At 72.5% G+C, this 22,236-nt stretch carries 24 protein-coding genes; 18 read left to right on the top strand and 6 right to left on the bottom strand.

What is annotated here, in order from left to right:
- Nucleotides 1-66 precede the first annotated feature (66 nt).
- Nucleotides 67-1,047 carry a hypothetical protein gene (locus ABZ642_RS39720; protein WP_360494273.1) on the top strand — a complete coding sequence of 327 codons (981 nt, stop codon included), beginning with the start codon at nt 67-69 and terminating at the stop codon, nt 1,045-1,047.
- A gap of 39 nt (nt 1,048-1,086) precedes the next feature.
- Here the strand turns inward: ABZ642_RS39720 and ABZ642_RS39715 are convergent, their stop codons facing one another.
- Nucleotides 1,087-1,239: a tRNA-dependent cyclodipeptide synthase gene (locus ABZ642_RS39715; protein WP_360494270.1), complete on the bottom strand. Its 153-nt coding sequence runs from the start codon at nt 1,237-1,239 to the stop codon at nt 1,087-1,089.
- Between the two features lie 244 nt (nt 1,240-1,483).
- Between ABZ642_RS39715 and ABZ642_RS39710 the strand changes: the two genes are divergently transcribed.
- From ABZ642_RS39710 to ABZ642_RS39690, 5 genes are all read left to right on the top strand, one after another.
- Nucleotides 1,484-1,951: a hypothetical protein gene (locus tag ABZ642_RS39710; RefSeq protein ID WP_360494267.1), complete on the top strand. Its 468-nt coding sequence runs from the start codon at nt 1,484-1,486 to the stop codon at nt 1,949-1,951.
- Between the two features lie 27 nt (nt 1,952-1,978).
- Nucleotides 1,979-2,845, top strand: a complete 867-nt coding sequence (locus ABZ642_RS39705) for a fructosamine kinase family protein (protein WP_360494339.1) — start codon at nt 1,979-1,981, stop codon at nt 2,843-2,845.
- 176 nt (nt 2,846-3,021) lie between these two features.
- On the top strand, nt 3,022-3,213 hold the full coding sequence (tgmA, locus tag ABZ642_RS39700) for a putative ATP-grasp-modified RiPP (protein WP_360494263.1): 192 nt from the start codon (nt 3,022-3,024) through the stop codon (nt 3,211-3,213).
- A gap of 15 nt (nt 3,214-3,228) precedes the next feature.
- On the top strand, nt 3,229-4,212 hold the full coding sequence (gene tgmB, locus ABZ642_RS39695) for an ATP-grasp ribosomal peptide maturase (protein ID WP_360494260.1): 984 nt from the start codon (nt 3,229-3,231) through the stop codon (nt 4,210-4,212).
- A gap of 47 nt (nt 4,213-4,259) precedes the next feature.
- A complete protein-coding gene (locus tag ABZ642_RS39690) occupies nt 4,260-5,147 on the top strand; it encodes a Gfo/Idh/MocA family oxidoreductase (protein ID WP_360494257.1) in 888 nt (295 codons plus the stop codon).
- Between the two features lie 119 nt (nt 5,148-5,266).
- On the opposite strand, the gene ABZ642_RS39685 is transcribed toward ABZ642_RS39690, so the two are convergent.
- The gene (locus ABZ642_RS39685; RefSeq protein WP_360494254.1) at nt 5,267-6,175 is read right to left on the bottom strand and encodes a GNAT family N-acetyltransferase; all 909 of its coding nucleotides are present in this window, start codon (nt 6,173-6,175) and stop codon (nt 5,267-5,269) included.
- Between the two features lie 243 nt (nt 6,176-6,418).
- Between ABZ642_RS39685 and ABZ642_RS39680 the strand changes: the two genes are divergently transcribed.
- Nucleotides 6,419-7,516, top strand: coding sequence for a PP2C family protein-serine/threonine phosphatase (locus tag ABZ642_RS39680; protein WP_360494251.1), 1,098 nt, complete (start codon nt 6,419-6,421; stop codon nt 7,514-7,516).
- 21 nt (nt 7,517-7,537) lie between these two features.
- Here the strand turns inward: ABZ642_RS39680 and ABZ642_RS39675 are convergent, their stop codons facing one another.
- Together ABZ642_RS39675 and ABZ642_RS39670 are read right to left on the bottom strand one after the other, a co-directional pair.
- On the bottom strand, nt 7,538-7,978 hold the full coding sequence (locus ABZ642_RS39675) for an Lrp/AsnC family transcriptional regulator (RefSeq protein ID WP_360494248.1): 441 nt from the start codon (nt 7,976-7,978) through the stop codon (nt 7,538-7,540).
- Nucleotides 7,979-7,998: 20 nt separating this feature from the next.
- Nucleotides 7,999-9,348 carry a transaminase gene (locus ABZ642_RS39670; protein ID WP_360494245.1) on the bottom strand — a complete coding sequence of 450 codons (1,350 nt, stop codon included), beginning with the start codon at nt 9,346-9,348 and terminating at the stop codon, nt 7,999-8,001.
- 349 nt (nt 9,349-9,697) lie between these two features.
- On the opposite strand from ABZ642_RS39670, the gene ABZ642_RS39665 reads away from it, so the two are divergent.
- Nucleotides 9,698-10,165: a hypothetical protein gene (locus ABZ642_RS39665; protein WP_360494242.1), complete on the top strand. Its 468-nt coding sequence runs from the start codon at nt 9,698-9,700 to the stop codon at nt 10,163-10,165.
- Nucleotides 10,166-10,170: 5 nt separating this feature from the next.
- Here ABZ642_RS39665 and ABZ642_RS39660 read toward each other — a convergent pair whose 3' ends face one another.
- On the bottom strand, nt 10,171-10,344 hold the full coding sequence (locus tag ABZ642_RS39660; RefSeq protein WP_360494239.1) for a hypothetical protein: 174 nt from the start codon (nt 10,342-10,344) through the stop codon (nt 10,171-10,173).
- A 222-nt stretch (nt 10,345-10,566) separates the two neighbouring features.
- On the opposite strand from ABZ642_RS39660, the gene ABZ642_RS39655 reads away from it, so the two are divergent.
- From ABZ642_RS39655 to ABZ642_RS39625, 7 genes are all read left to right on the top strand, one after another.
- A complete protein-coding gene (locus ABZ642_RS39655; RefSeq protein ID WP_360494236.1) occupies nt 10,567-11,826 on the top strand; it encodes a serine hydrolase domain-containing protein in 1,260 nt (419 codons plus the stop codon).
- 214 nt (nt 11,827-12,040) lie between these two features.
- The gene (locus ABZ642_RS39650) at nt 12,041-13,516 is read left to right on the top strand and encodes an ATP-binding protein (RefSeq protein ID WP_360494233.1); all 1,476 of its coding nucleotides are present in this window, start codon (nt 12,041-12,043) and stop codon (nt 13,514-13,516) included.
- Complete coding sequence (locus ABZ642_RS39645) at nt 13,513-13,935, top strand: roadblock/LC7 domain-containing protein (RefSeq protein ID WP_360494230.1); 423 nt, start codon at nt 13,513-13,515, stop codon at nt 13,933-13,935. The genes ABZ642_RS39650 and ABZ642_RS39645 overlap by 4 nt, the downstream gene beginning before the upstream one ends.
- The gene (locus ABZ642_RS39640) at nt 13,932-14,294 is read left to right on the top strand and encodes a DUF742 domain-containing protein (protein WP_360494227.1); all 363 of its coding nucleotides are present in this window, start codon (nt 13,932-13,934) and stop codon (nt 14,292-14,294) included. Before ABZ642_RS39645 ends, ABZ642_RS39640 begins: the two co-directional genes overlap by 4 nt.
- On the top strand, nt 14,266-14,889 hold the full coding sequence (locus ABZ642_RS39635) for an ATP/GTP-binding protein (protein WP_360494224.1): 624 nt from the start codon (nt 14,266-14,268) through the stop codon (nt 14,887-14,889). Before ABZ642_RS39640 ends, ABZ642_RS39635 begins: the two co-directional genes overlap by 29 nt.
- On the top strand, nt 14,886-16,112 hold the full coding sequence (locus ABZ642_RS39630; RefSeq protein ID WP_360494221.1) for a cytochrome P450: 1,227 nt from the start codon (nt 14,886-14,888) through the stop codon (nt 16,110-16,112). The genes ABZ642_RS39635 and ABZ642_RS39630 overlap by 4 nt, the downstream gene beginning before the upstream one ends.
- On the top strand, nt 16,109-17,341 hold the full coding sequence (locus ABZ642_RS39625; protein WP_360494218.1) for a cytochrome P450: 1,233 nt from the start codon (nt 16,109-16,111) through the stop codon (nt 17,339-17,341). The genes ABZ642_RS39630 and ABZ642_RS39625 overlap by 4 nt, the downstream gene beginning before the upstream one ends.
- Before the next feature lie 135 nt (nt 17,342-17,476).
- On the opposite strand, the gene ABZ642_RS39620 is transcribed toward ABZ642_RS39625, so the two are convergent.
- Entirely contained in the window at nt 17,477-19,006 is a 1,530-nt protein-coding gene (locus ABZ642_RS39620; RefSeq protein WP_360494215.1) for a helix-turn-helix domain-containing protein, read from the bottom strand.
- 338 nt (nt 19,007-19,344) lie between these two features.
- Between ABZ642_RS39620 and ABZ642_RS39615 the strand changes: the two genes are divergently transcribed.
- The 3 genes from ABZ642_RS39615 (at nt 19,345) to ABZ642_RS39605 (ending at nt 22,193) form a co-directional block, all read left to right on the top strand.
- The gene (locus tag ABZ642_RS39615; protein ID WP_360494212.1) at nt 19,345-19,965 is read left to right on the top strand and encodes an L-threonylcarbamoyladenylate synthase; all 621 of its coding nucleotides are present in this window, start codon (nt 19,345-19,347) and stop codon (nt 19,963-19,965) included.
- A 112-nt stretch (nt 19,966-20,077) separates the two neighbouring features.
- Nucleotides 20,078-20,833, top strand: a complete 756-nt coding sequence (locus ABZ642_RS39610; protein ID WP_360494209.1) for a dienelactone hydrolase family protein — start codon at nt 20,078-20,080, stop codon at nt 20,831-20,833.
- Nucleotides 20,834-21,044: 211 nt separating this feature from the next.
- The gene (locus ABZ642_RS39605; RefSeq protein WP_360494336.1) at nt 21,045-22,193 is read left to right on the top strand and encodes a glycoside hydrolase family 64 protein; all 1,149 of its coding nucleotides are present in this window, start codon (nt 21,045-21,047) and stop codon (nt 22,191-22,193) included.
- Nucleotides 22,194-22,236: the final 43 nt, after the last annotated feature.

Here is a 22,236-nt window from a genome sequence, read left to right as displayed (position 1 = left end):
CGTACGGCGGTGCGGCCGCGTCTAGCCTCGATCTGACAGTCCGTCTGACAAGGACCAGGACCCCGTATGCCCTGTCGACTCCCCCGACGCGCGCTCGCTCTCCTGCTCGGTGCCCTGACCGGCGTGCCCGCCGTCGCGGCGCCCGCCCGCGCCGCGGGCGGCGACGGTGTGACGGAGTATCCGATCACCACCACCGCCGACAGCCTGCCCGCCGGGATCGCCGCCGGACCGGACGGGGCGCTGTGGTTCACCCAGTCCGGAGCCGCCCGGATCGGGCGGATCGCGGCGGACGGCACCGTCACCGACCGCCGCACCCCGACCCCGGGCAGTGCGCCCTTCGCCATCACCCCGGGGCCGGACCACGCCCTCTGGTTCACCGAGCAGGCGGCCGGACGCATCGGCCGGATCACCACCTCCGGCACCGTCACCGAGTTCGCCCTGCCCCGGGTGGCGAGCGCACCCGCCGGCATCACCCGCGGGCCCGACGGCGCCCTGTGGTTCACCGAACCGGGGACCAACCGGATCGGCCGGATCACGACCGCGGGCAGGGTCAGCGAGTACCCGGTGCCCACGGCCGCCGCCCTTCCGTACGGCATCGCCGCCGGTGCCGGTGGTGCCCTCTGGTTCACCGAACTGGCCGGCGGCAGGATCGGGCGGATCGAGACCACCGGCCGGATCACCGAGTTCCCGTTGCCGAGCCGCGCCGACTTCCCCGAGGACATCGTCGCCGGCCCCGGCGGGATGTGGTTCACCGCGTCCGGGTCGGACTCCGTCGACCGGATCGACGGCACCGGCCGGGTCACCCGGTACCCGCTGCCCGGAGCGGACGGCGACCCCGGCGGGATCGCCGCGGGGCCGGACGGCCGGGTGTGGTTCACCGACCGGTCCGGCCGCATCGGCCGGGTGGCGGCAAACGGCGGGATCAGCGTCGTATCGGTGCCGGCCGGACCCGACAAGTCGCCCTTCCGGCTCACGACCGGCCCGGACGGCACGGTGTGGTTCACCGAACTGCTGGGCAACGCGATCGGCCGGATCGAGCCGACCTGAGACAAGCCCGGCGGGAGCGGAGCCCGGTCGGAGCGGGCGCTACCAGGTCACCGGCAGCCGGGCGGAGAAGTAGTTGTTGCCCGGAGAGACGCCGATCACGGCGTGCGCACCCTCGTCGTGGATGACGTGGCAGCGGGAGGTGTGGGGCTGAACCTCGAAGACGTCGGCCGTCAGCACGGATGCTGTGGTCAAGGGGTATCCCCTCCGCCGCGCGCCGGTACCGGCGGGGCCCGGTGCCCCTGGTGTGGCGACGCGACGGCCCTCACGCCGGCCGTACCCGTGCGACACGGGTGGTTACCGCCTGGGTTTGGCCGGAACCTGTCGTAGCAATGCTGGAAGTCCGGTGGAAATGCGCGTGCTTTCCGGCCGCGGAGATGGGATTCTCCTCTACGGTCCGATGAGTACCGCAGGGGGAGGTATCACCGCAGTGAACCGTATGCGCACTTCTTTCGGTGTCCTGGCTGCCGCCGGCGTCGTCACCGCTGCCCAACTGGGGCTCGCCACCGGCGCGTCCGCGCAGGCCGGGGCGGCACGGAGCACCGGCTGCCCGGTCGACATCGTCTATCCGAGCCGCTTCTACGTGAACTCCAGCGGCTGGGTCACCAACGGTGGCCTGTACTTCGCGGTGAAGAACACCAGCGCGAGCAAGAGCTTCAAGAAGGTCACGTTCACCGTGACGGACGTGAAGAACATCCGCTTCGGCAGCGCGACGGCCAAGGGCGGCAAGGTCAGCCACAAGACGTCGAAGACGGTGTCGGTGTACACGACGACGCTGAAGAAGAAGACCAGCCTGGGCGTGAAGGTGCAGACGCACCTGCTGAACACCCATACCTACAAGGTGAAGTTCGCCCTGCACGGCACGGGGTGGAACTGCGCCGTCGACCAGGGCACCTGGGGGGCCTGAGCCTGGGCGGGCCCTGGTCGGGTGGCCGTGGTCGACGGCGGCGAGGGTCCTGGCGCGGCGGCCGCCCGGCTCACCGGGCGGCCGGTCTCGGCTGTGCGGGCACGGGCCGGCGGCCTGGCGGAGGTGACGCTCGCCGGCGGGCGGGCGGTGATGGTCAAGCGCGGCGACGGGCCCGGCGCGGTACCGGCCGAGGCGGCCGGGCTTCGCTGGCTGGCCGCCGCCGGGGCGGTCGCGGTACCCGAGGTGCTGGGGCAGGACGAGCGGTGGCTGGTGACCGAGCGGGTCCCCACCGGGCGTCCGGGCCCCGAGGCGGCGACGCGTTTCGGCCACGCCCTCGCCGCTCTGCACGCCGCCGGGGCACCGGCCTTCGGGGCGGCACCACCGGACGGTCCGCGCGACGCCTGGATCGGCCTCGCGCCGATGCGCAACGAGCCGGGCGCCGACTGGCCGCGCTGGTACGCCGAGCACCGCGTACTGCCGTATCTGCGGGCGGCGGTGGACCGTGGGACCCTGCGGCCCGGCGAGGCCGCGGTGGTCGGGCGGGCCTGCGAGCGGCTGCCGGAGTTGGCGGGCCCGCCCGAGCCGCCGGCCCGGCTGCACGGAGATCTGTGGAACGGCAATGTCCTGTGGGGTGCCGACGGCACGGTCCGGCTGATCGACCCGGCCGCGCACGGCGGACACCGCGAGACCGATCTGGCGATGCTCCGGCTCTTCGGCTGCCCGTACCTTGACCTGATTCTGGAGGGGTACCAGGAAGTGGCCCCCCTCGCCGCCGGCTGGGCGGAGCGCGTGGCGGTGCATCAGCTGTTTCCGCTGCTGGTGCATACCGCGCTCTTCGGACGGGGCTACGCCGAACAGACCCTGGAGACATCCCGGACCATCGCGGGCATCTGACGCCGTCACATGCCGTACGGGCATGTGAAATCGGCCACGGGCGGGAACGATTCGCCGCTGATTTCCGGCTGGTTCCTTAACAAGCCCTTAATTAGGACTGAGATTACGCAGAGTAAGGAAACCAACCACGCGTTCGAATCGTATAAGTGCATGGAAGAACGAAACAGGGAGAGACCATGCAACCGTTCGCGCTCAACTACGCACGGCCCGCAGTGCAGTTGGACGTCAGCACTCCGTACGCGTATGACTCCGGACTGCAGTTGAACGTTCTCCTCGATGGCCGGATCGCAGCCACCGATCACGCAACGCTCAGAGCCCTGGGGACCACGACCTCAACCGCGGGCTCCAAGACGCACTTCGACGACTGAGCGCGGACCCCGACGATGACTGTGCTCATCCTGACCAGTGACGAGGACGTGACGGCGGACATGGTGGTCCTCCGGCTGCACGAGGCCGGAGTGCCCGTCGTCCGCCTCGATCCTGCCGATCTGACCAGCGGTGTGGCCCTGTCGGGCGAGTTCGTGCAGGGCGCCAGCCGCGGACATCTGTCCGTGAACGGGCGCCTGGTGAGCATGAACGGCCTGCGCTCCGTCTGGGTGCGCAGGCCGGGAGTGGCGGCCGCCCGGGCCACCCAGCCGTCCACCTGGCTGACCGAGGAGTCCGAACAGGCGTTGTACGGCATGCTGCGGGGGACCGACGCGCGCTGGATGAACCATCCGGACGCGGCCCGCCGGGCCCGCCACAAGCCGTGGCAGCTGCGGCTGGCGCAGCGCAGCGGGCTCGCCGTGCCCGCGACGCTGATCACCACGTTCCCGCAGGCGGCCAGGGAGTTCGCGGAGCGCTTCCCGGACCTGGTGGTGAAGCCGGTGTCGGGCGCGCATCCGCAGGAGCCGCCGCGGGCGGTGCCGACCAGCCGGGTGGCTCCCGACGCCGACTTCTCGGCGGTGGCCTTCGGGCCGACGCTGTTGCAGCGGCGGGTGGCCAAGCGGGCCGACATCCGGCTGACGGTGGTCGGCGAGCGGCTGCTGGCCGCCCGCAAGCCGGTGAGCCCGGACGCGCTACCCGACGACGTGGACGTCCGGTTCGCCCCGTCCGTCTCTCCCTGGCTGGCGGCTGAGGTGCCGCCGCGAGTCGCCGAGACCGTTCACACGTATATGAAGGACGCCGAGCTGGCCTACGGTGCCTTCGACTTCGCGGAGGACGCCGACGGCATCTGGTGGTTCCTGGAGTGCAACCAGTCGGGCCAGTTCGGTTTCGTCGAGATGGACACCGGTCAGCCCATCGCCGAGACCATCGCCAGCTGGCTGGCGCACGGCACGGAGCAGTACCGGCCCTACGTCGACGGCGGGCGGAGCACGACGCCTTGACGGTCTGGGCGAGGATGTGGCACCGGGCACGGAGAGAGGAACGCGAGATGCGCATCGGACTGCTGGGGACCGGCCCCTGGGCACGGGGGGCCTACGCTCCCGCGTTGGCGGGACATGGATCGCTGGACTTCACCGGGGTGTGGGGGCGCCGCCCGGAGGCCGCGGTGGAGCTGGCCGGGGAGTACGGGGTCCGGGCGTACGACGACGTGGACGCACTGTTCGCCGACGTCGACGCGGTGGCCGTGGCACTGCCGCCGGCCGTGCAGGCGGAACTGGCGGTGCGGGCCGCGGCGGCGGGCCGGCATCTGCTGCTGGACAAGCCCCTCGCGCTCGGCGTCGCCGAGGGGCGGGCGGTGGTGGAGGCGGCCGAGCGGGCCGGGGTCGCCTCGGTGGTCTTCTTCACCACCCGCTTCCAGAGCGAACCGGAGGCGTGGATCGGTGAACAGGCCGGCACGGCGGGCTGGTTCACGGCGCGGGCGCAGTGGCTGGGGTCGGTGTTCACCGACGGGAGCCCGTTCGCTGCGTCGCCGTGGCGGCGGGAGAAGGGCGCGCTGTGGGACGTGGGCCCGCACGCCCTGTCCGTGCTGCTGCCGGTCCTGGGCGACGTACGGCGGGTGGCGGCCGCCGTGCACGGCCCCGCGGACACCGTGCACCTCGTCCTCGACCACGCCACGGGGGCGTCGAGCACGGTGACCCTGAGCCTGACGGCTCCCCCGGCGGCGGCCGGGGCCGATGTGGAGCTGCGCGGCGCGGCGGGGGTGACGCTGCTGCCGAGGAGTACGGAAGGAGCGGTCCCCGCCCTGTCCCGGGCCGCCGACGCCCTGGTCACCGCCGCCCGCACAGGCCACCCGCACCCCTGCGACGCCGCGTTCGCCCTCCGGGTCACCGAGATCCTCACGGAGACGGAGGCCCTGCTGGGCAAGGACATCGACTAGCGGCCGCGACGGGGTCGTCGCGCCGCCTCGACCCGGCCCGGTCCCCTGCTGTGCAGCAGGAACCCCCACAGGAATCCGGGGACCGGGCCGTGCGGCGAGAGCACCGCGTCGTCAGCCTGTCATCCGGCGCCGCCCGCGACCGAGGCCCAGAAGTTCACCCGCTCCCGGACGATCGGGTAACCCGCCTTGGCGAAGTGCGCGGCCATCGGGAAGTTGCCCTGGTCGGTGGCGGCGCCGATGGCCTCCGCGCCCTGCTCGGCGAGGAAGCGGGTGCACTCGACGAGCAGGTCGTAGGCGTAGCCGTGCCCGCGCTGTCCGGGCAGGACGCCGATGAACCCGATGCACGGCCCGGACGGATTGCGGGCCGGGATGTGGATGCCGACCGGCTCCCCGTCGGGTGTGCGGGCCACCTGCCACCACTCACGGGGCGAGGGGAACCAGTGGAAGATCTCCAGGTCCTCCTGGGCCGCCAGTTCCACTCCCCCTTTCGCGACGGCCCGGCGGGCGTGGGCGTCGAGCGTCGCGGAGCTGATGCCACGCAGGATGGTGAGGAAGACCGAGTCGTCGGGTTCGGGGGTGAAGACGAGACGGCCGGGCCGCTCGGGCAGGCCGCACTCGGGGGTCCAGCGGTAGTTGTAGCGCTCCACCAGCAGTTCGTAGCCCGCCTTGCGGGCGGCGCCGAAACGGGTCTCGGCGGCTGTGCGCAGTGCGGGGACGTCACGCCAGCCGGCGGGCAGGTCGAGCTCCAGTTCGTCGGCCTGCCAGGGCGCGCTGCGCAGCAGCTCGGCGCCGGCCTCCTCCTCGCCCTCGGCCACGTCGAACCAGTTGACCAGCAGCGGCTCGGTGTCCTCCGGGCCGCCCCACCAGGCGGCACGGGCGACCACCCGGCCGTCGCGCAGGGCGACCCGCTTCCAGTCGGGGCGGTAGCGGGTGCGCCGGTGTGTCTCGCGCAGGCGCAGGGGGTCGGGCAGGGCGTCGAAGAGGGTGGCGGTGCTGTCGTCGAGCGTACGGATGACCGGATCGGTCACGGATTCCTCCGGGAGGTGTGCTGCGAAAGCGCTCCCGGGTCAGCTCTGACCTGTCACGCCCGGACGTCGGGGAGGGAGCGCGGGATGGGTGTGATGGACATCGCACTCGCCTCCTTCCGTCCGGTCTTGGGCGTGCGGATCACACAGTAGGGCCCCCGATCGGGGCACGTCCACGGAAATTCCACCGCCGCATGTGAAGATCCCTGCGCGACCGGTGTCCGGGCACGGGCGTAGCTTAGGGATGTGACTTCGGTGCGCGGCTGGTCGTCGCGTGACTACCGGGACGGGCGTGGCTGGTTGCAGGGTGCACCGCCGCCACGCTGGGTGCGGGTGCTGCCCGTGCTGCTGCTCGCGGTCGTGACGGCGGCGACACTGATCAGTCCCGACGGACACGATTTCGGCTTCCTGCTCGGTGCCATCCCGCCGCTCGCCGTGCTGTCGTACGGCCCGCTGGCGACCGCCGTGCTCAGCTGCCTGGTCGTGGTCCTGCTGAACGTGCCCGCCACCCATCTGAACCATCCCGGCGACACCGACCTGCTCACGGTCACGTTCGTCGCGCTACTGAGCGTGTTCGTGTCCTATGTGCGCAGTCACCGGGACGCCCAGCTGGTCACCGAGCGGGCGGTGGGCGAGGCGGTGCAGCGGGCCGTGCTGCCGCCGCTGCCGAAGCGGGTCGGCGCGGTGGGGTGTACCGGGCTGTACCGGGCCGCACAGCACGGCACGCTGGTCGGCGGGGACTTCTTCGACGTGCGGGACGGGCCCTTCGGCGTGCGGGCGGTGATGGGGGACGTACGCGGGCACGGGCTGGCCGCCGTCTCCACCGTGGTGTCGCTGCTCGGCGCGTTCCGGGAGGCGGTCCTCGACCAGCCGGACCTGGAGTCGGTGGCGGCGCGGATGGACCGCCGGCTGTCGGTGGACTCGGCCGACGTACCGCACGCGGAGCTGTTCGCGACGGCGCTGCTGCTGGAGTTCTCCGCCGACCTGCGGTCGGTGCGGGTGGTGGCCTGCGGTCATCCGGCGCCGGTGCTGCTGCGCGACGGTTTCGCCCAGGAACTGGCCGTCGCGCCGGGGGCACCGGTGGGGCTCGCTCTCGCGGGGGTGGAACCGCCGAAGGAGGTCACGGTCGAGCTGGGACCCGGCGACCGGTTGTTCATCGCCTCGGACGGGGTCTGGGAGGCGCGCGACCGGGCCGGGCGCTTCTACCCGCTCCCGGAGCGGCTGGCCGGGTTCGCCGGTGCGGAGGCGGCCGAGCTCACCGAGCTGGTATGGGCCGACCTGGCCGGGCGCTGCGAGGTGCGGGACGACGCCACCATGCTCGTCCTGGCGCCCGACATCACCTGAGGGCCCGGCCCACGCCCCGGCTCAGCCCACGTCCCACAGGAAGCGGTGGGTGTGGATCCCGAAATACGGGAACGAGCGGACCTCGTGCACGCCCTCGACCGGCCGGACCACGTCGTTGACGAAATCGAGCAGGTCCTTCGGGCCCGGGGTGACCACCTCGGCGAACAGGTCGAAGCCGCCCGAGGTGAACACCGAGTACACCACCTCGGGGTGTGTGGCGAGGGCGTCGGCGACGGCTCGGGGGTCGCCGTCCACGCCGATGCCGAGCAGCGCCATCGCCTGGCCGCCCATGGCCATCGGATCGGTGACGCCGACGACCTGTACGGCCCGGGAGTCCAGCAGCCGCTGCAGCCGCTGCCGGGCCGCGGAGGCGGACAGGCCGACCCGGGGACCGAGGTCGGCGTAGGCGATCCGGCCGTCGGTCTGCAGTTCGCGCAGGATGGCCCGGTCGATGTCGTCCATGTGCACCTGGGCTCCCTTCCTCAGCCGACGAGTTCGAGCAGGGCGGCGCCGAACACCGCGGTGTGGGTGTCGACGTCCTGCTCGGTGGTGTCGGGGCACATCAGGGCCATGTTGTGGAACGGGGTCAGGAGGATGCCCCGGTTGGCGAGGTAGAGGTGCAGGAAGTCCTCCAGCTCGGGGTCGGCGGCGGCCGCGGACTCGGTGCCGGTGCGCGGGGCCGGGGCGGCGAAGCGGTACTCGGTGCGGGCCCCGAGCCGGCTGACCGACCAGGGCAGGTCGTGCGCCTCGACGGCCTGCCGGACGCCGGTCTCGAAGCGTGCGGAGAGCCGCGCCATACGGTCGAACGCCTCGTCGGTGAGGACGTGCTCCAGGGTGGCCCGGGTGGCGGCGACCGAGAGCGCGTTGCCGGCGAGGGTGCCACCGACCCCGCCCATGTCGACCAGGTCCAGGTCGGCACGGGCCAGCAGGCGCTCGGCGAGGTCGGCGGAGAGGCCGTAGGCGCCGGCCGGGATGCCGCCGCCGATGGCCTTGCCGATGGTCAGCAGGTCCGGCTCCAGGTCCCAGGCGGCCGTGCAGCCGCCGGGTCCTGCGGAGAAGGTGTGCGTCTCGTCGTTGATCAGCAGCGTGCCGTACTGCCTGGTCAGCGCGCGCACGCCGGCCAGGTAGCCGGGTTCCGGCAGGACGATGCCGATGTTGGTGAGCGCGGGTTCCATGAGTACGGCGGCCACGTCGCCGTGGGCGAGTTCGCGCTCCAGCTGCGCCAGGTCGTTGAACTCGGCGACCCGGCTGGTCAGGGTGACGTCACAGGGCGCGCCGACGTTTCCGGGGCGGGGCGCTCCCTGGCCGTCGGGGCCCACGACGATGAGGGACTCGTCGACGCTGCCGTGGTAGCTGTAGCTGTTCACCAGGATCTTGGGGCGGCCGGTGACGGCCCGGGCGAGCCGGATCGCCCACCGGTTGGCGTCGGTCGCGGTGAGCGAGAAGCTCCAGCGAGCCAGCCCGAAGCGGCGGGTCAGCTCCGCGCCCACCCACTCCGCGTCCTCCGTCGGCAGCATCGCGGTGGCCCCGCCCAGCTCGGCGAACCTGCGGTGCACCGCCTCCGTCACGACGGCCGGCGAGTGGCCGGCCATCGCGCCGGTGTCGCCGAGGCAGAAGTCGATGTACGTGTGCCCGTCGACGTCGGTGACCCGGGCGCCGCGCGCGGTCGCCAGGTAGCGCGGGAACGCGCCGGCGGTCTTGTTCATCCAGGTCATCGGGACCCGGCCGAAGAGATGGCCGGCGTCGGCATATGCCGCCCGGGAGCGGGGATTTCGCCGCTCGGCCTCGGCGCTCTCCCGGGCCAGCAGGGCGTGCAGTCGGGTGCGGTCCATGGAATACCCCTGGGTCGGGCGCGGCGACGACGGAATGCCGGGAGCCTACGACCGATACTGGTGTGTCATCAAGAGCTGACGCTTGAATCGATTGCCATGACGATTGATTCGAGCGTCGATCTGCCCGGGAGGCCCCACGGGGGCGCCCGCCGCGCCGATCAACAAGCGAACCGACACCCGGCGTTCGAACATTCGCCCCAAAACGCCAGGGTTCGCCACCCCTTCCGCCACGTAGAAATATCTACGAGCATGCATATGCCGGGTTGGCGTGCGAACGCGCCGAGTGCCCGGCGTCGGTCGTTCCCTGCGCCCGAAACAGGTGAGCGGCGGTGATCCCCCGGAGCAGTGCATGACGAACGCGATGTGGATGCAGGGTGTGGAATGGCTCGCGGCGGCCTCGGCGGACCCCCGGGCGTGCAAGTGGGAGTGGGACCACGGGGAGGGCGTCGCACTGCTGGAGGCGGGCCGCTACTGGGACGTGCTGAGCGTCCCGGACCGACTCGGTCTGCTCACGCTGGACCTGCTGTGGCGGCCGTCGCTGCCGGTGCCCGGGCCGACCCTGGCGGACAGCGCCGCGGGCCGGATCGGTTTCTTCCTGCCGCCCGATCCGTCCGGCGGCTGGATCGGCTCGGGTCTTCGCTACGCGACCAAGGGCGCGTGGGTCGCCGTACCGCCGCCGTACCGGCCCGCGCGGTATCTGGAGTGGCTGGTGCCGCCGGACGGCAGCGGCGCGCTGCACGTGCCGGGCACGCTGGAGCCGGCGCTGCAGGAGGCCAACGGCACGCTGGCGGTACTGGCCCCGATGCACGGGGAGTAGCGGGGTCAGCGGCGGGGCGGCGGGACGAACACGACGGCGCGCCGGCTCTCGGGTTCGGCCGGCACGGTACGGCCCTGGTCCCGCCACTCCCGCAGGAGCTGGGCGTAGATCGGCTCGCGGGAGCGGAGGGCGCGTGGCTCCCGGACCGGGCGCCAGGGCGTGGGGGAGGTTCCGTCCATACCGGAGCAACGCGCGGAACGCGCCGGTGGTACGCGCCGTCCGACGCGCTCACCGGGTCGGGTGAGCACAGCCCCCCGATCGGACCCGACCACCAGTCCTACAAGCATTCCGGGGCTCCCCGGTCGACAGGCGCCTTCGGACACTCGCTCGTATCCTGTGAAGTCAGGGTTCCGACGTCCGACCCCACCGCACGTTCCCTCTCACGTGCTTGGAGTCAGCCCATGTCGCACAAGTCGGCCATGCTGCGCGGCGGGGCCGCGATCGCCGTCGTAATGGGAACGCTGACGGTGCCGCTCGCCGGAGGGGCGGCCGCCCCCGCACCCGGCGCGTTCGCCGCCCCCTTCCCCTCCCCCACCCCGGCACCGTCGCCCGTGGGCGGTCCGGACGTCCGTGACATGACTCCGGCCGTGGCCCGCCAACTCGACGCGGCCGTACGGAAGGTCATGCGCGAGGCGAACGTGCCCGGGGTGACCGTCGGCGTGTGGACACCCGGCCGGCCCGACTACGTTCGCTCGTTCGGGGTCGCGAACAAGGAGACCGGGCAGAAGATGTCGTCCGACCTGTACATGCGGATCGGCAGCGAGACCAAGATGTTCACCGTGACGGCCGTGCTGCAACTGGTCGACCAGGGGAGGGTGAGCCTCGACGACCCCATCGGCAAGTACCTCGACGGGGTGCCGAACGGCGACCGGATCACCCTGCGGGACCTGGCCGGGATGCGCAGCGGGCTGTTCAACTACTCCGAGGACGACGGCTTCTTCAAGGCGTTGACCTCGGATCCGCAACGCCCCTTCACCCCGCGGGAGTTGCTCGCCTACTCCTTCAAGCACCCGGTGATGTTCCAGCCGAGGCAGAAGTTCTCCTACTCCAACACCAACCTGATCCTGCTCGGCCTGCTCGTCGAGAAGGAGAGTGGGCAGCGACTCGGCGACTACCTCCGGGAGCACGTCCTCGCTCCGGCGGGAATGAGCCACACGGTGTTCCCGACCGGGAACGAGTTCCCCACCCCGCACGCGCAGGGCTACACCGACCAGACGGCGACCGGAAAGGTCGAGGAGACCGCCGGCTGGGACCCCTCCTGGGCCTGGGCGGCCGGGGCGATGATCTCCGACCTGGACGACCTGCGCACCTGGGCCTGCACTGCGGCCACTGGGGTCTTCCCCGACGGCACGACCATGGTCGGCCCGGCCGTCCAGAAGCAGCGGCTGACGACCCCGTCGACGGGGATCCCGGGCGCCGGGTACGGCCTCGGCATCTTCGACGTCAAGGGCTGGATCGGGCACAACGGCTCGCTGCCGGGCTACGAGGCCCTGACCGTCTGTCTGCCGTCGGCGCGGACGACCGTGGTCGTCCTGCTGAACACCGACATCAGCTACCGGGGGAACATCGAGCCAAGCACCCTGTTCGGTCAGGCGATCACCCGGATCATCTCTCCCGCCCACGTCTTCGACCTGCCGGCGCCGGCCGCCGCCACCCGCTGACGCACCGACCACACGGGACCCAACTCACCTCCTGCGCACGGCATTTCCGACAGTTGACACAGAAGCGAACACTCGCCGAGCAGATTCGAAGCGATGTAACGATTCACCGTGCGGGGCCGGTCGATGACGGTGTGTACTGTGCTGCGAGCGCCACATGGGAGGGCCCTGGGCTCCCCGTGCCCACTGCTGCCCTACTCCCCTGGAAACCGATTCCATGATCGAATTGCCGGAACTGGTGGCCGGCGGTCTCGCCGCCGGAACACTCTCCGCGCTCGCACTCGGCGGCAGCCTGCTGCGGACCCGGCGCCAGAAGGCGGCGCTGCGGGCCGAGGTGACGGAGTTGCGCGCCCGACTGGCAGGCGCCGAGGGCACGTTCATCACCGAGGTCGAGCATCTGGCCGCCCGCCGGATGCCCGCGGCCGCCGCGCAGCTCACGCATCCGCACCTCAAGGTGCCGGGCCCGGCCGGGCAGCAGACGCCCGGGACCCCCACGGGGATCGCGCTGGAGTACGTACTCACCGCGCTGCGCGAGGAGTTGACCGCACAGCGCACCCGCATCGACGCGGCCGCACAGGCCGGCCTGCGGGGCGCCACCCGGGAGATCCAGGCCGCCCTGTACCGCCTGCAGGACGCCCTGCGCGGACTCCAGCAGCGCTACGACGACCCGGAGTTGGCGCAGACGCTGTTCGCGCTGGACCACGAGAACGAGCAGTCGCTGCGGCGGGCGCAGGTGGCCGCGGTGGTGTGCGGTGCCTGGGTGGGACTGGCCCGCGAGGAGTCCCACGTGGTGGACGCCGTCACCGGCGGCCAGGCCCGACTCGCCGGCTACCACCGGGTCACGGTCCACAACCATCTGGAGCCGGGCACCGCCCTGGTGTCCCACGCGGTCGAGCCGGTCGCCATCATCGTCGCCGAACTCCTCGACAACGCGCTGCGCCACTCGGCGCCGGACACCGACGTCGTGGTCAATCTGGAGCACGTCCACCACGGGGTGTGCGTCACGGTCGACGACGCCGGCCTCGGCATGACGCAGGACGAACGGGCCCGCGCCCAGCGGCTGGTGGCCGGCAGCGAACCGATCCTGCTGACCGACCTCGGCGATCCGCCGCGCATGGGCCTGGCCGCGATCGGCCAGCTCACCCGCCAGTTCGACCTGAGCGTCGACGTCTCCACCCCCTCGCCGTACGGCGGGGTGCGCGCGGTGCTGCGGGTCGACAGCCATCTGCTCGGCCGGATCGACCCGGACGTACGGCCGCCGTCGGCCAGCGCGCCGCGCTCGACGCGCGAGCGCGCGGTGGTGCGCCGCGAACCGGCCGCGCACCAGACGCCGTCGGGGCGGCCCACCGTGGACGGGACGCCGTCGGCGGAGCCCCCGGCGCCCCCGGCTCCGGCACCCGCGACTCCCGCACCCCCGGCTCCGGCACCCGCCGCGGCCGTCCCCGGCCCCGAGCACGAACGCGCCCCCGGCCATCAGGAGCCCGGTGACCTGGGCGGTCTGCCGCAGCGGCGGCGCCGTACCCGTCCCGACGCCCCCGGCGTACCGCCGCAGCAGCCGGCCGCCCGGCGGCCCGAGGAGGCGGCCGCCGCGCTCGCGGCCCTCCAGTACGGCACCGCGGCGGCGCGGACCCCGAAGCGGGCCGACGCGCCCGATCCCCAACGGACCGACGACGAAGGAGGAGCGGCCAGATGACCAGCCGCGATGCGGGCGAGACGGCATGGGTGCTGGATCCGATCCTGCAGGTACCGCACGTACTGGCCGCCGTCCTGCTCACCCGGGACGGCCTCGCGACGGGGTACACCGACGCCCTGTCCCAGGCGACCGCCGAGCGGGTGGCCGCGATCACCAGTACCGTGCAGGGCGCCTGCCGGGCCGCGGCCGCCGCGTTCGCGGACCGGGACCGGGCCGAGGTGCGGCAGGTCGTCGTCGAGTCGGACCACGGGTACGTGCTGATCGTGCCCACCGACCACGGCACCTGCGTGGCCGCCTACGGCGACCCGGAGGTGCGGCTGGACCTGCTGGCGCACCGGGTGCACTCGCAGGTGGCCCGGCTCGGCGAGAAGGCGATGGCGGCGGCGCCCAGAGGCTCCGACGGCGGCGCGCCGGCATGACCGGCAGCCGTGGCGGCCGTCCCCTGGTCCCCGCGTATCTCTCGACCGGCGGGGTGGCCCGGCCCAGCCGTCCGCATCTGGAACGGCTGACGGTGCTCAGCCGTGACGGGACACCCCTGCCGGCCGGTCTGCCCGCCGCCGAACAGGCCCTGCTGGAGCTGCTGTCCGGTGGTGCGCTGACCCTGGTGGAGGCGGCGGCGCTGCTGCGGCTACCGGTCTCCGCCGTCCGGGTGCTGGCCGCCGACCTCGTCGACCGGGACCTGGTCCAGGCCCGCGCGCCGATCCCGCCCGCCGAACGGTTCGACCCCGACCTGCTGAAGAGAGTGGCCGATGGCCTCCGCGCCCTCAAGCACCAGTGAGCTGCCCCGCGCGGGCGGCACCCATCTCCCCGACACCGCCCGCGACCTGGTGAAGATCCTGGTCACCGGCCCGTTCGGGGTGGGCAAGACCACCCTGATCGACTCGGTGTCGGAGATCCGCCCGCTGCACACCGAGGAGCACCTCACCGAGGCCTCCGTCCCCGTCGACGAACTCGACGGGGTGCGGGAGAAGGAGACGACGACCGTCGCGATCGACTTCGGGCGGATCAGCCTGGCCGGCGGCATCGTGCTCTACCTGTTCGGGACGCCGGGGCAGCAGCGGTTCCGGACGCTGTGGGACGACATCTCCTACGGGGCGCTGGGCGCCCTGGTCCTGGTGGACAGCCGCCGCATCGACGCCTCCTTCGACGTGCTGGGGCTCGTGGAGGAGGCGGGGCTGCCGTACGCGGTCGCCTTCAACGCGTTTCCCGACGCGCCCAGCCACTACACGCGCGAACAGTTGCGCGCCGCCCTGGACCTGGAGCCGGGCACCCCGATGGTGACCTGTGACGCCCGGGACCCGCACTCCTCGGTCGACGCGCTGCTCGCCCTCGTACAGCATCTGATCGACGACCGGCCGGCGGAGGCCCGATGACCGTGCAGCAGTCCTTCACCGTCTCCGGACCGGTGCGCCTGTGGGAGGACGGCTTCGCCCGGAACCCGCACGGCTACTACGCGGCGCTGCGCGCCCAGGGCCCGGTCGGCTGGGCGGAACTCGCGCCGGGCACGCCCGCGTACGTGATCACCGAGCGGCATGCCGCCCTCGACGTGCTGCGGGACGTGGAGACCTTCTCGCACGACCCGCGGGGCTGGGAGGCCACCGTCCCCGAGGACTCCCCGCTGCTCGGCATGATGCGCTGGCGGCCCAACGCCCTGTTCTCCGACGCCGACGCCCACATCCGCTACCGCACCAGCCTCATCGACGTGTTCGACCTGATCGAGCCACACGATCTGCGCGCGCTGGTGCACCGGGCGGTACGGCTGCTGGTGGACCGTTTCGGGCCGCGCGGCGAGGCCGATCTCGTCACCGACTTCACCCGGCCGCTGATGGCGCTGGTGTTCAACAACCTGTTCGGGCTGCCGGACAGCCAGGGCGACCGGCTCAACGAGGGCCTCCTGAAGATGATGGAGGGCGGCGCGCAGGCGGCCGAGGGCGAGGCGGAGTTCGCCGACTACGTGCTGCGGCTGGTCGCCGCCAAGGTCGCGGAGCGCGGCGAGGACCTGCCGAGCATGCTCCTGGACCATCCGGCCGGGCTGACCCCGGAGGAGGTCACCTGGCAGGTGTTCCTCACCCTCGGCGCGGGATACGAGCCGACCACGAACCTGGTGTCCAACGCGCTGTCCCGGATCCTCGGCAACTCCCTCTACTACTCCACGCTGACCAGCGGCGCCCGCCCGGTCATGGACGCGGTGGTCGAGGTGCTGCACCACGAGACCCCGCTGGCCAACTACGGGATCTACTACGCCCGTCGGCCCGTCTCCTTCCACGGGGCGTGGGTCAGGCCGGCGATCCCGGTGGTCGTCTCGTTCGGTGCCGTGGGGCTGTTCGCCGAGCGGGAGGTCACCGGCGGTCGGCGGCCCGGTGACGCCTCGCACCTGTCGTGGGGCGCGGGCCCGCACGCCTGTCCGGTGCGGCACCACGCGCTGCTCATCGCGACCGAGGCGATCGAGCGGCTCACCCTGTGGCTGCCCGACCTAGACCCGGTGCTGCCCCGCGAGCGGCTCAGCTGGCGGCCCGGCCCGTTCCACCGCTCGCTGACGTCCCTGCCCGTCCGGTTCAGCCCCCGCTCCCCCGACCAGCCTGGAGAGTCGTCGTGACCGTCACCGACCGCATCGCTCTCGACCCGTTCGGCTCCGACATCCCGGCGGAGAGCGCACGGTTACGCGCCCTCGGCCCCGTCGTGCCCGTCGAACTGCCCGGCGGCATACCCGCCTGGGCGCCCACCGGCTACGACGTCCTCAGGGAACTGATCCTCGATCCCCGGGTCAGCAAGGACCCCCGCAAGCACTGGCGGTTGTGGCCGGAGATCGGCGAACACCCCTCCTGGGGCTGGGTGGTCAGCTGGATCGGCGTGGTCAACATGCTCTCCGCCTACGGTCCCGACCACACCCGGCTGCGCAAGCTGGTGGCGCCGAGCTTCACGCACCGGCGCACCGAGGTGATGCTGCCGCGCGTCGCGGCCATCGCCGGGGAGTTGCTCGACGCGGTGGCGGCCGCGGGCGCCGACGGCTCGGTGGTGGACCTCCGTGCGGAGCTGGCGCATCCGCTGCCCATGCGGATGATCTGCGAACTGTTCGGGGTGCCCGACGAGATGCGGGCGGACACCGGCGAGCTGATCGCGGCCATCATGGACACCTCCGACCCGAGCCCTGAGCACGCCCTGTTCGTGCAGGAGCGCATCGGCACGGTCCTCGGCGGGCTGATCGCGTACAAGGCCACCCACCCCGGCGACGACATGACCACGGAGCTGATCCGGGTCCGCGACGAGGACGGCGACCGGCTCAGCGACGAGGAACTGCTGTACACGCTGCTGCTGGTGATCGGCGCCGGGTTCGAGACCACGGTCAACCTGATCGGCAACGCGGTGGTGGCGCTGCTGACCCATCCGGTGCAGCTGGCGGCGGTACGCGCCGGGACGGTCGGCTGGGACGCGGTGATCGACGAGACGCTGCGGGTTCATCCGTCGATCGCCGCGCTGCCGCTGCGGTTCGCGGTGACCGACCTGAAGGTGGCAGACGTCACCGTTCCGGCCGGGGACGCGATCATCACGACGTACGCGGCGGCGGGCCTGGACCCGGAGCGCTACGGGGCGGACGCGGACGTGTTCGACGCGGCGCGCGGGGCCGACGACCATCTCTCGTTCGGCGTCGGAGTGCATCGCTGCATCGGGGCGCCGCTGGCCCGGGCGGAGGCGCTCGCCGCGTTGCCCGCCCTGTTCGACCGCTTCCCTGGACTGCGTCTGGCGGTCGGGGCGGAGGAGCTGCGGCAGGTGCCGTCGTTCATCGCCTTCGGCTGGCAGGAGATCCCGGTACGGCTCGGGGCGTGAGTCCCGGGGCGTGATCCGGGGTCGCGGGGGCTGCGACCGGTCCCCCGTTCCGGTCGTGCCCCCGCGGAAGGTGAACCTACGTGCGGATCCGGCCGTTGGGTACCGCGTCGGTGCCCGATCGGGCACCCGGAGGACTCACCCGTGCACAGGTGAGTCCGGTTGGCCCGGATTCGCCCGGAGCACGGCGGGGGCGGTGAGGTCCCCGAGGGCGAGGTGGGCCAGGACGACCTCGTACAGGTCGGTGCCGGCGGCCAGCAGCTGACGCTCCAGGACGGGTTCGGCGCCCCGGACGTGTTCGCGGACGGTCTGGGCGTGCACCCCCAGGTCCTGGGCGGCGCGTTCGGCGTTGCCGCCGGCGGCGATCCAGGCGCGCAGGGTGCCGCGCAGATCACGGCCGTCCCGGGTCAGCCGGTCCAGCAGGTCGTGCGCCCAGGCGCGCAGCCCGGGCCCGGCCAGCAGGTCCCCGAGCCGCGAGCCGCACGCCTGCGGTGCCATGGCGCCGAGGTCCTCCGTCCGGGCCGCCTGGGTGTTCAGGGCCAGATGGGCGGTGGCGCGTACGGCGAGGTCGGAGAAGTCGGCGCCCAGCAGGGCCTCGACGCGGTCCATGCGGGCGCGGACGGTGTTGCGGCTGACGCCGAGGATCTTGGCCGCGTTGACGGCGGTGAACTCCAGGCCGAGGCGGGTGGTGGCGAGGAGTTCCGCGCGGGTGTGGTGGGGCAGGGTGTCGAGCGGCCGGAGCACGGCGGCGGACCAGGCGTGCAGCTCGGCGGGGTCCATCAGCCGTTCCGGATGGGTGCGTTCGGCGTAGACGGCGGCCTGGTCGGGTCGGAAGTGGGCGACGGCGAGGGCGCTGATGGCCTGGCCGTAGGCGGTGGCGGTGCGGGCGAGGCTCTGCCGGACGCTGCCGCCGAGGAAGGTGCCGGGGCGGCCGTCGACGAGCGAGCGCAGCCACTGACCCGCCCTGGGCGCGGGGCTGACGACGATGACATGTCCGTCGACCGCGGGACAGCGCACGACCAGGGCCTGGCCACGGGTGAGGTCGACGCAGTCCTCGGCGAGCCCGTCGCGTTCCGCGGGGTGCCCCTCGACGACGTACACGCAGGCGCTGTCGGTGTCGAGGAGGCCGGGCCACAGGCCGGCGGCGACCCGGCGGGCGGAGACGGTGTCCTCGACCATCAGCAGTTGCAGGATGGCCAGGCGCAGGTCGGCGGTGGCCCGCCGGAGCCGGCGCCCGGCGGCCGTCGACTCGCGCTCGCGCAGCAGGAGTTCGACGACGCCGGCGGTGCGGGTGACGATCTCGGCGGCACGCCGGTCGAAGGGGACGGCGCGGGCCACGGCGAGCAGCGAGGTGGCCGCCGAGCGCGGGTCGGGGGCGCGGACGGAGACCAGGCGCAGGTGGCGGTCGCCGTCCTGGACGGCGGCCGCGGAGATCCGGCCGGCGACCACCTCGGCGACGAGGCTGTCGTCGAGGGGCAGCCGCTCCCCGGCGAGCAGGGTGCCGTCGGCGTCCTGCAGGCAGACCGTGGCCTGCACCGCGCGGGCGAGCCAGGTGACCACCCGGCGCGGGTCGCGGGCGCCGGGGCGCAGATGGTCGAGGAGTTGCACGGCCCAGATGTCGCCCTGAGGTGTCGAGGGGTGCGGGCCCTCGCCTGCCCGGCCTGCCATCTCGCCCTGCTCCTCGTCCGTAGCGTTGACCTCGGCCTCTGGACGTTACCCGATGAACCTGGGCAGGTCCCGACCGCCCGGTACGACTCCGCCGGCGGCCCTCGGGGGAAGGGCCGCCGGCGAAGAGCGCCTCACCCGGGGCCGGGGGGAGGGCCCTCGGGCGGCTGAGTATGCGCGTTCCCCGGATTCCGGCGGGCATGCACACGAATTTTCGGCGGCCCCGACTCGGCGGTTCGTGGGCCACCGATGACCGCGACCAGCGGCGCGGCGGCCCGGGTCCGGCCCCGTCCCGCCGCGTCCGCGCGACCCTCCGGTCCGGTACGGCATAAGCTCGTCGGATGGCGAAGTACTTCGACGTGCACCCCGACAACCCGCAGCCGCGCAGCATCTCCCAGATCGCCGACGCAGTGCGCTCGGGGTCACTCATCGCATACCCGACCGACTCCTGTTACGCGCTGGGCTGCCAGCTCGGCAGCCGGGACGGCATCGACCGGATCCGCGGCATCCGGCACCTGGACGACCGGCACCACTTCACGCTGATGTGCCGCGACTTCGCCCAGCTCGGCCAGTTCGTACGCGTCGACAACGACGTGTTCCGGGCCGTGAAGGCGTCGACCCCCGGCAGCTACACCTTCATCCTCCCGGCGACCCGGGAGGTGCCGCGCAAGCTGCTGCACCCGAAGAAGAAGACCGTCGGGGTGCGCATCCCCGACCATGTGGTCACCCAGGCGCTGCTGGCGGAGCTGGGCGAGCCACTGCTGTCCAGCACCCTGCTGCTGCCGGACGAGAAGGAGCCGCTGACCCAGGGCTGGGAAATCAAGGACCGGCTCGACCACCAGGTGGACGCGGTGGTCGACTCCGGGGACTGCGGCACGGAGCCGACCACGGTCATCGACTTCTCCGAAGGCGAGGCGGTGGTCGTCCGCCGGGGCGCGGGAGACGTCTCGCGCTTCGAGTGACGACGGGGTCCCCGGGCAACGGCCCTCTCACCTTCGCGTGCCACCATGATCGTGACATGCCGCGCCGGGCCTCCCCCGACCCGACGCCGACTCCACAGAGAGGCACTGCGCCATGACCGCCGTACAGGGAACCGACGTGGACATCACCACCGAGGACGGTGTAGCCGACGCCTACCTGGCCCACCCGGCCGACGGCCTCCCCCACCCGGGTGTGCTGTTCTACCAGGACGCCTACGGCATCCGGCCGCACCTGAAGTCGATGGCGGACCGGCTCGCGGGCGCGGGCTACACGGTGCTGCTCCCGAACGTCTTCTACCGCACCGGCCGGACCCCGGTCCTCGAACTGCCCGAGTTCATCGACCCGGCCGCGGACCCGACCATCTGGCAGCGGATCGGCCCGATCATGCAGGCGCTGACGCCCGAGTTCAGCGACCGGGACTCGGCCGCCTACCTGGACTGGTTCGCCGAGAGCCCGCTGGTGGCCGACGGGCCGGTGGCGATCACCGGCTACTGCATGGGCGCCCGGCTGGCCGTGCGGACCGCCGCCGCGTTCCCCGACCGGGTCGCGGCCGCGGGCGGCTTCCACGGCGGCCGGCTGGTCACCGAGGACGCGGACAGCCCCCACCTGCTGGCCGACCGGATCACGGCGGAGCTGTACTTCGGCTTCGCGGACCAGGACCAGTCGATGACCGAGGAGCAGATCCGCACCTTCGAGGAGGCGCTCACCGCCGCCGGGGTCCGCAACACCTGCGAGATCTACCCGGGCGCCGAGCACGGTTACACCCAGGCCGACACCCCGGCGTACTCCGCCGAGGCCGCCGAGCGCCACTGGGACGCGCTGCTGGGTCTGCTGAAGCGCACCTTCTGAGCTGAGCGGAGCGGTACATCGGGGGCCCGTCGTCGTTCGGCGGGCCCCCCATTTCTGTCCCACTCATTGACATGCACTCGCCCCACCGCCAGTCTGAGAGCGCTCTCAAACTGGTACGGACCAATGTCCGTACGACCCCGACCCCACACGGAGGTGGAGAGTGCGCACAGGACTCGCACGCCGGACCCTGCCCCTGGCGGCCGCGGCGGCACTGATCGGCGGGGCCCTCACCCTGGGCACCCCGCACCCGGCCGACGCCGCGATACCGGACACCATCCCCCTGAAGATCACCAACAACTCCGGCCGCGGCGACCAGGTGTACGTCTACGACCTCGGCACCCAGCTCTCCACCGGCCGGCAGGGCTGGGCCGACGCGAACGGCACCTTCCACGCCTGGCCGGCCGGCGGCACCCCGCCGACCCCCGCACCGGACGCCTCGATCACGGGCCCGGCGGCGGGACAGTCGTCGACGATCCGGATCCCGAAGTTCTCCGGCCGGATCTACTTCTCCTACGGCCAGAAGCTCGACTTCAGACTGACCACCGGCGGCCTCGTGCAGCCCGCCGTGCAGAACCCGAGCGACCCCAACCGCAACATCCTCTTCAACTGGTCCGAGTACACGCTCAACGACTCGGGTCTGTGGATCAACAGCACCCAGGTGGACATGTTCTCGGCCCCGTACGCGGTCGGGGTGCAGCGCGCCGACGGCAGCACGGCCAGCACCGGGCATCTCAAGTCGGGCGGCTACAACGGGTTCTTCAGCGCCCTGCGCGGGCAGCCCGGCGGCTGGGCGAACCTGATCCAGACCCGCTCCGACGGCACCGTGCTCCGCGCGCTCTCCCCGCTGTACGGCGTGGAGACCGGGGCGCTGCCGTCGACCGTCATGGACGACTACGTCAACCGGGTCTGGTCCAAGTACTCGACGTCGACCCTGACCGTCACGCCGTTCGCCGACCAGCCGAACACCAAGTACTTCGGCCGGGTCTCGGGGAACCTCATGAACTTCACCAACTCCGCCGGAGCGGTGGTGACGAGCTTCCAGAAGCCGGACGCGAACAGCATCTTCGGCTGCCACAACCTGCTCGACGCACCCAACGACCAGGTACGCGGACCGATTTCGCGCACACTCTGCGCGGGCTTCAACCGGTCGACGCTGCTGACCAGTGCGAACCAGCCGGACAACATCCCGGCCGACTTCTACCTGGACACGGTCACCAACCACTACGCGCGCAAGATCCACGCCCAGATGGCCGACGGCAAGGCGTACGCCTTCGCCTTCGACGACGTCGGCAACCAGGAGTCGCTGGTCAACGACGGCAACCCGCAGCAGGCGTACCTCACGCTGGACCCGCTGAGCTGACCCAGCCGAGCGTCCCGCACCCGGAGTCCGGGTGCGGGACGCT

The sequence above is a fragment of the Streptomyces sp. NPDC007157 genome (assembly GCF_040634235.1).
In the GTDB taxonomy this organism is placed as follows: Bacteria; Actinomycetota; Actinomycetes; order Streptomycetales; family Streptomycetaceae; genus Streptomyces.
Note: the sequence above shows the minus strand (reverse complement) of the source record. Positions and strands in the feature narration are given on the sequence as shown.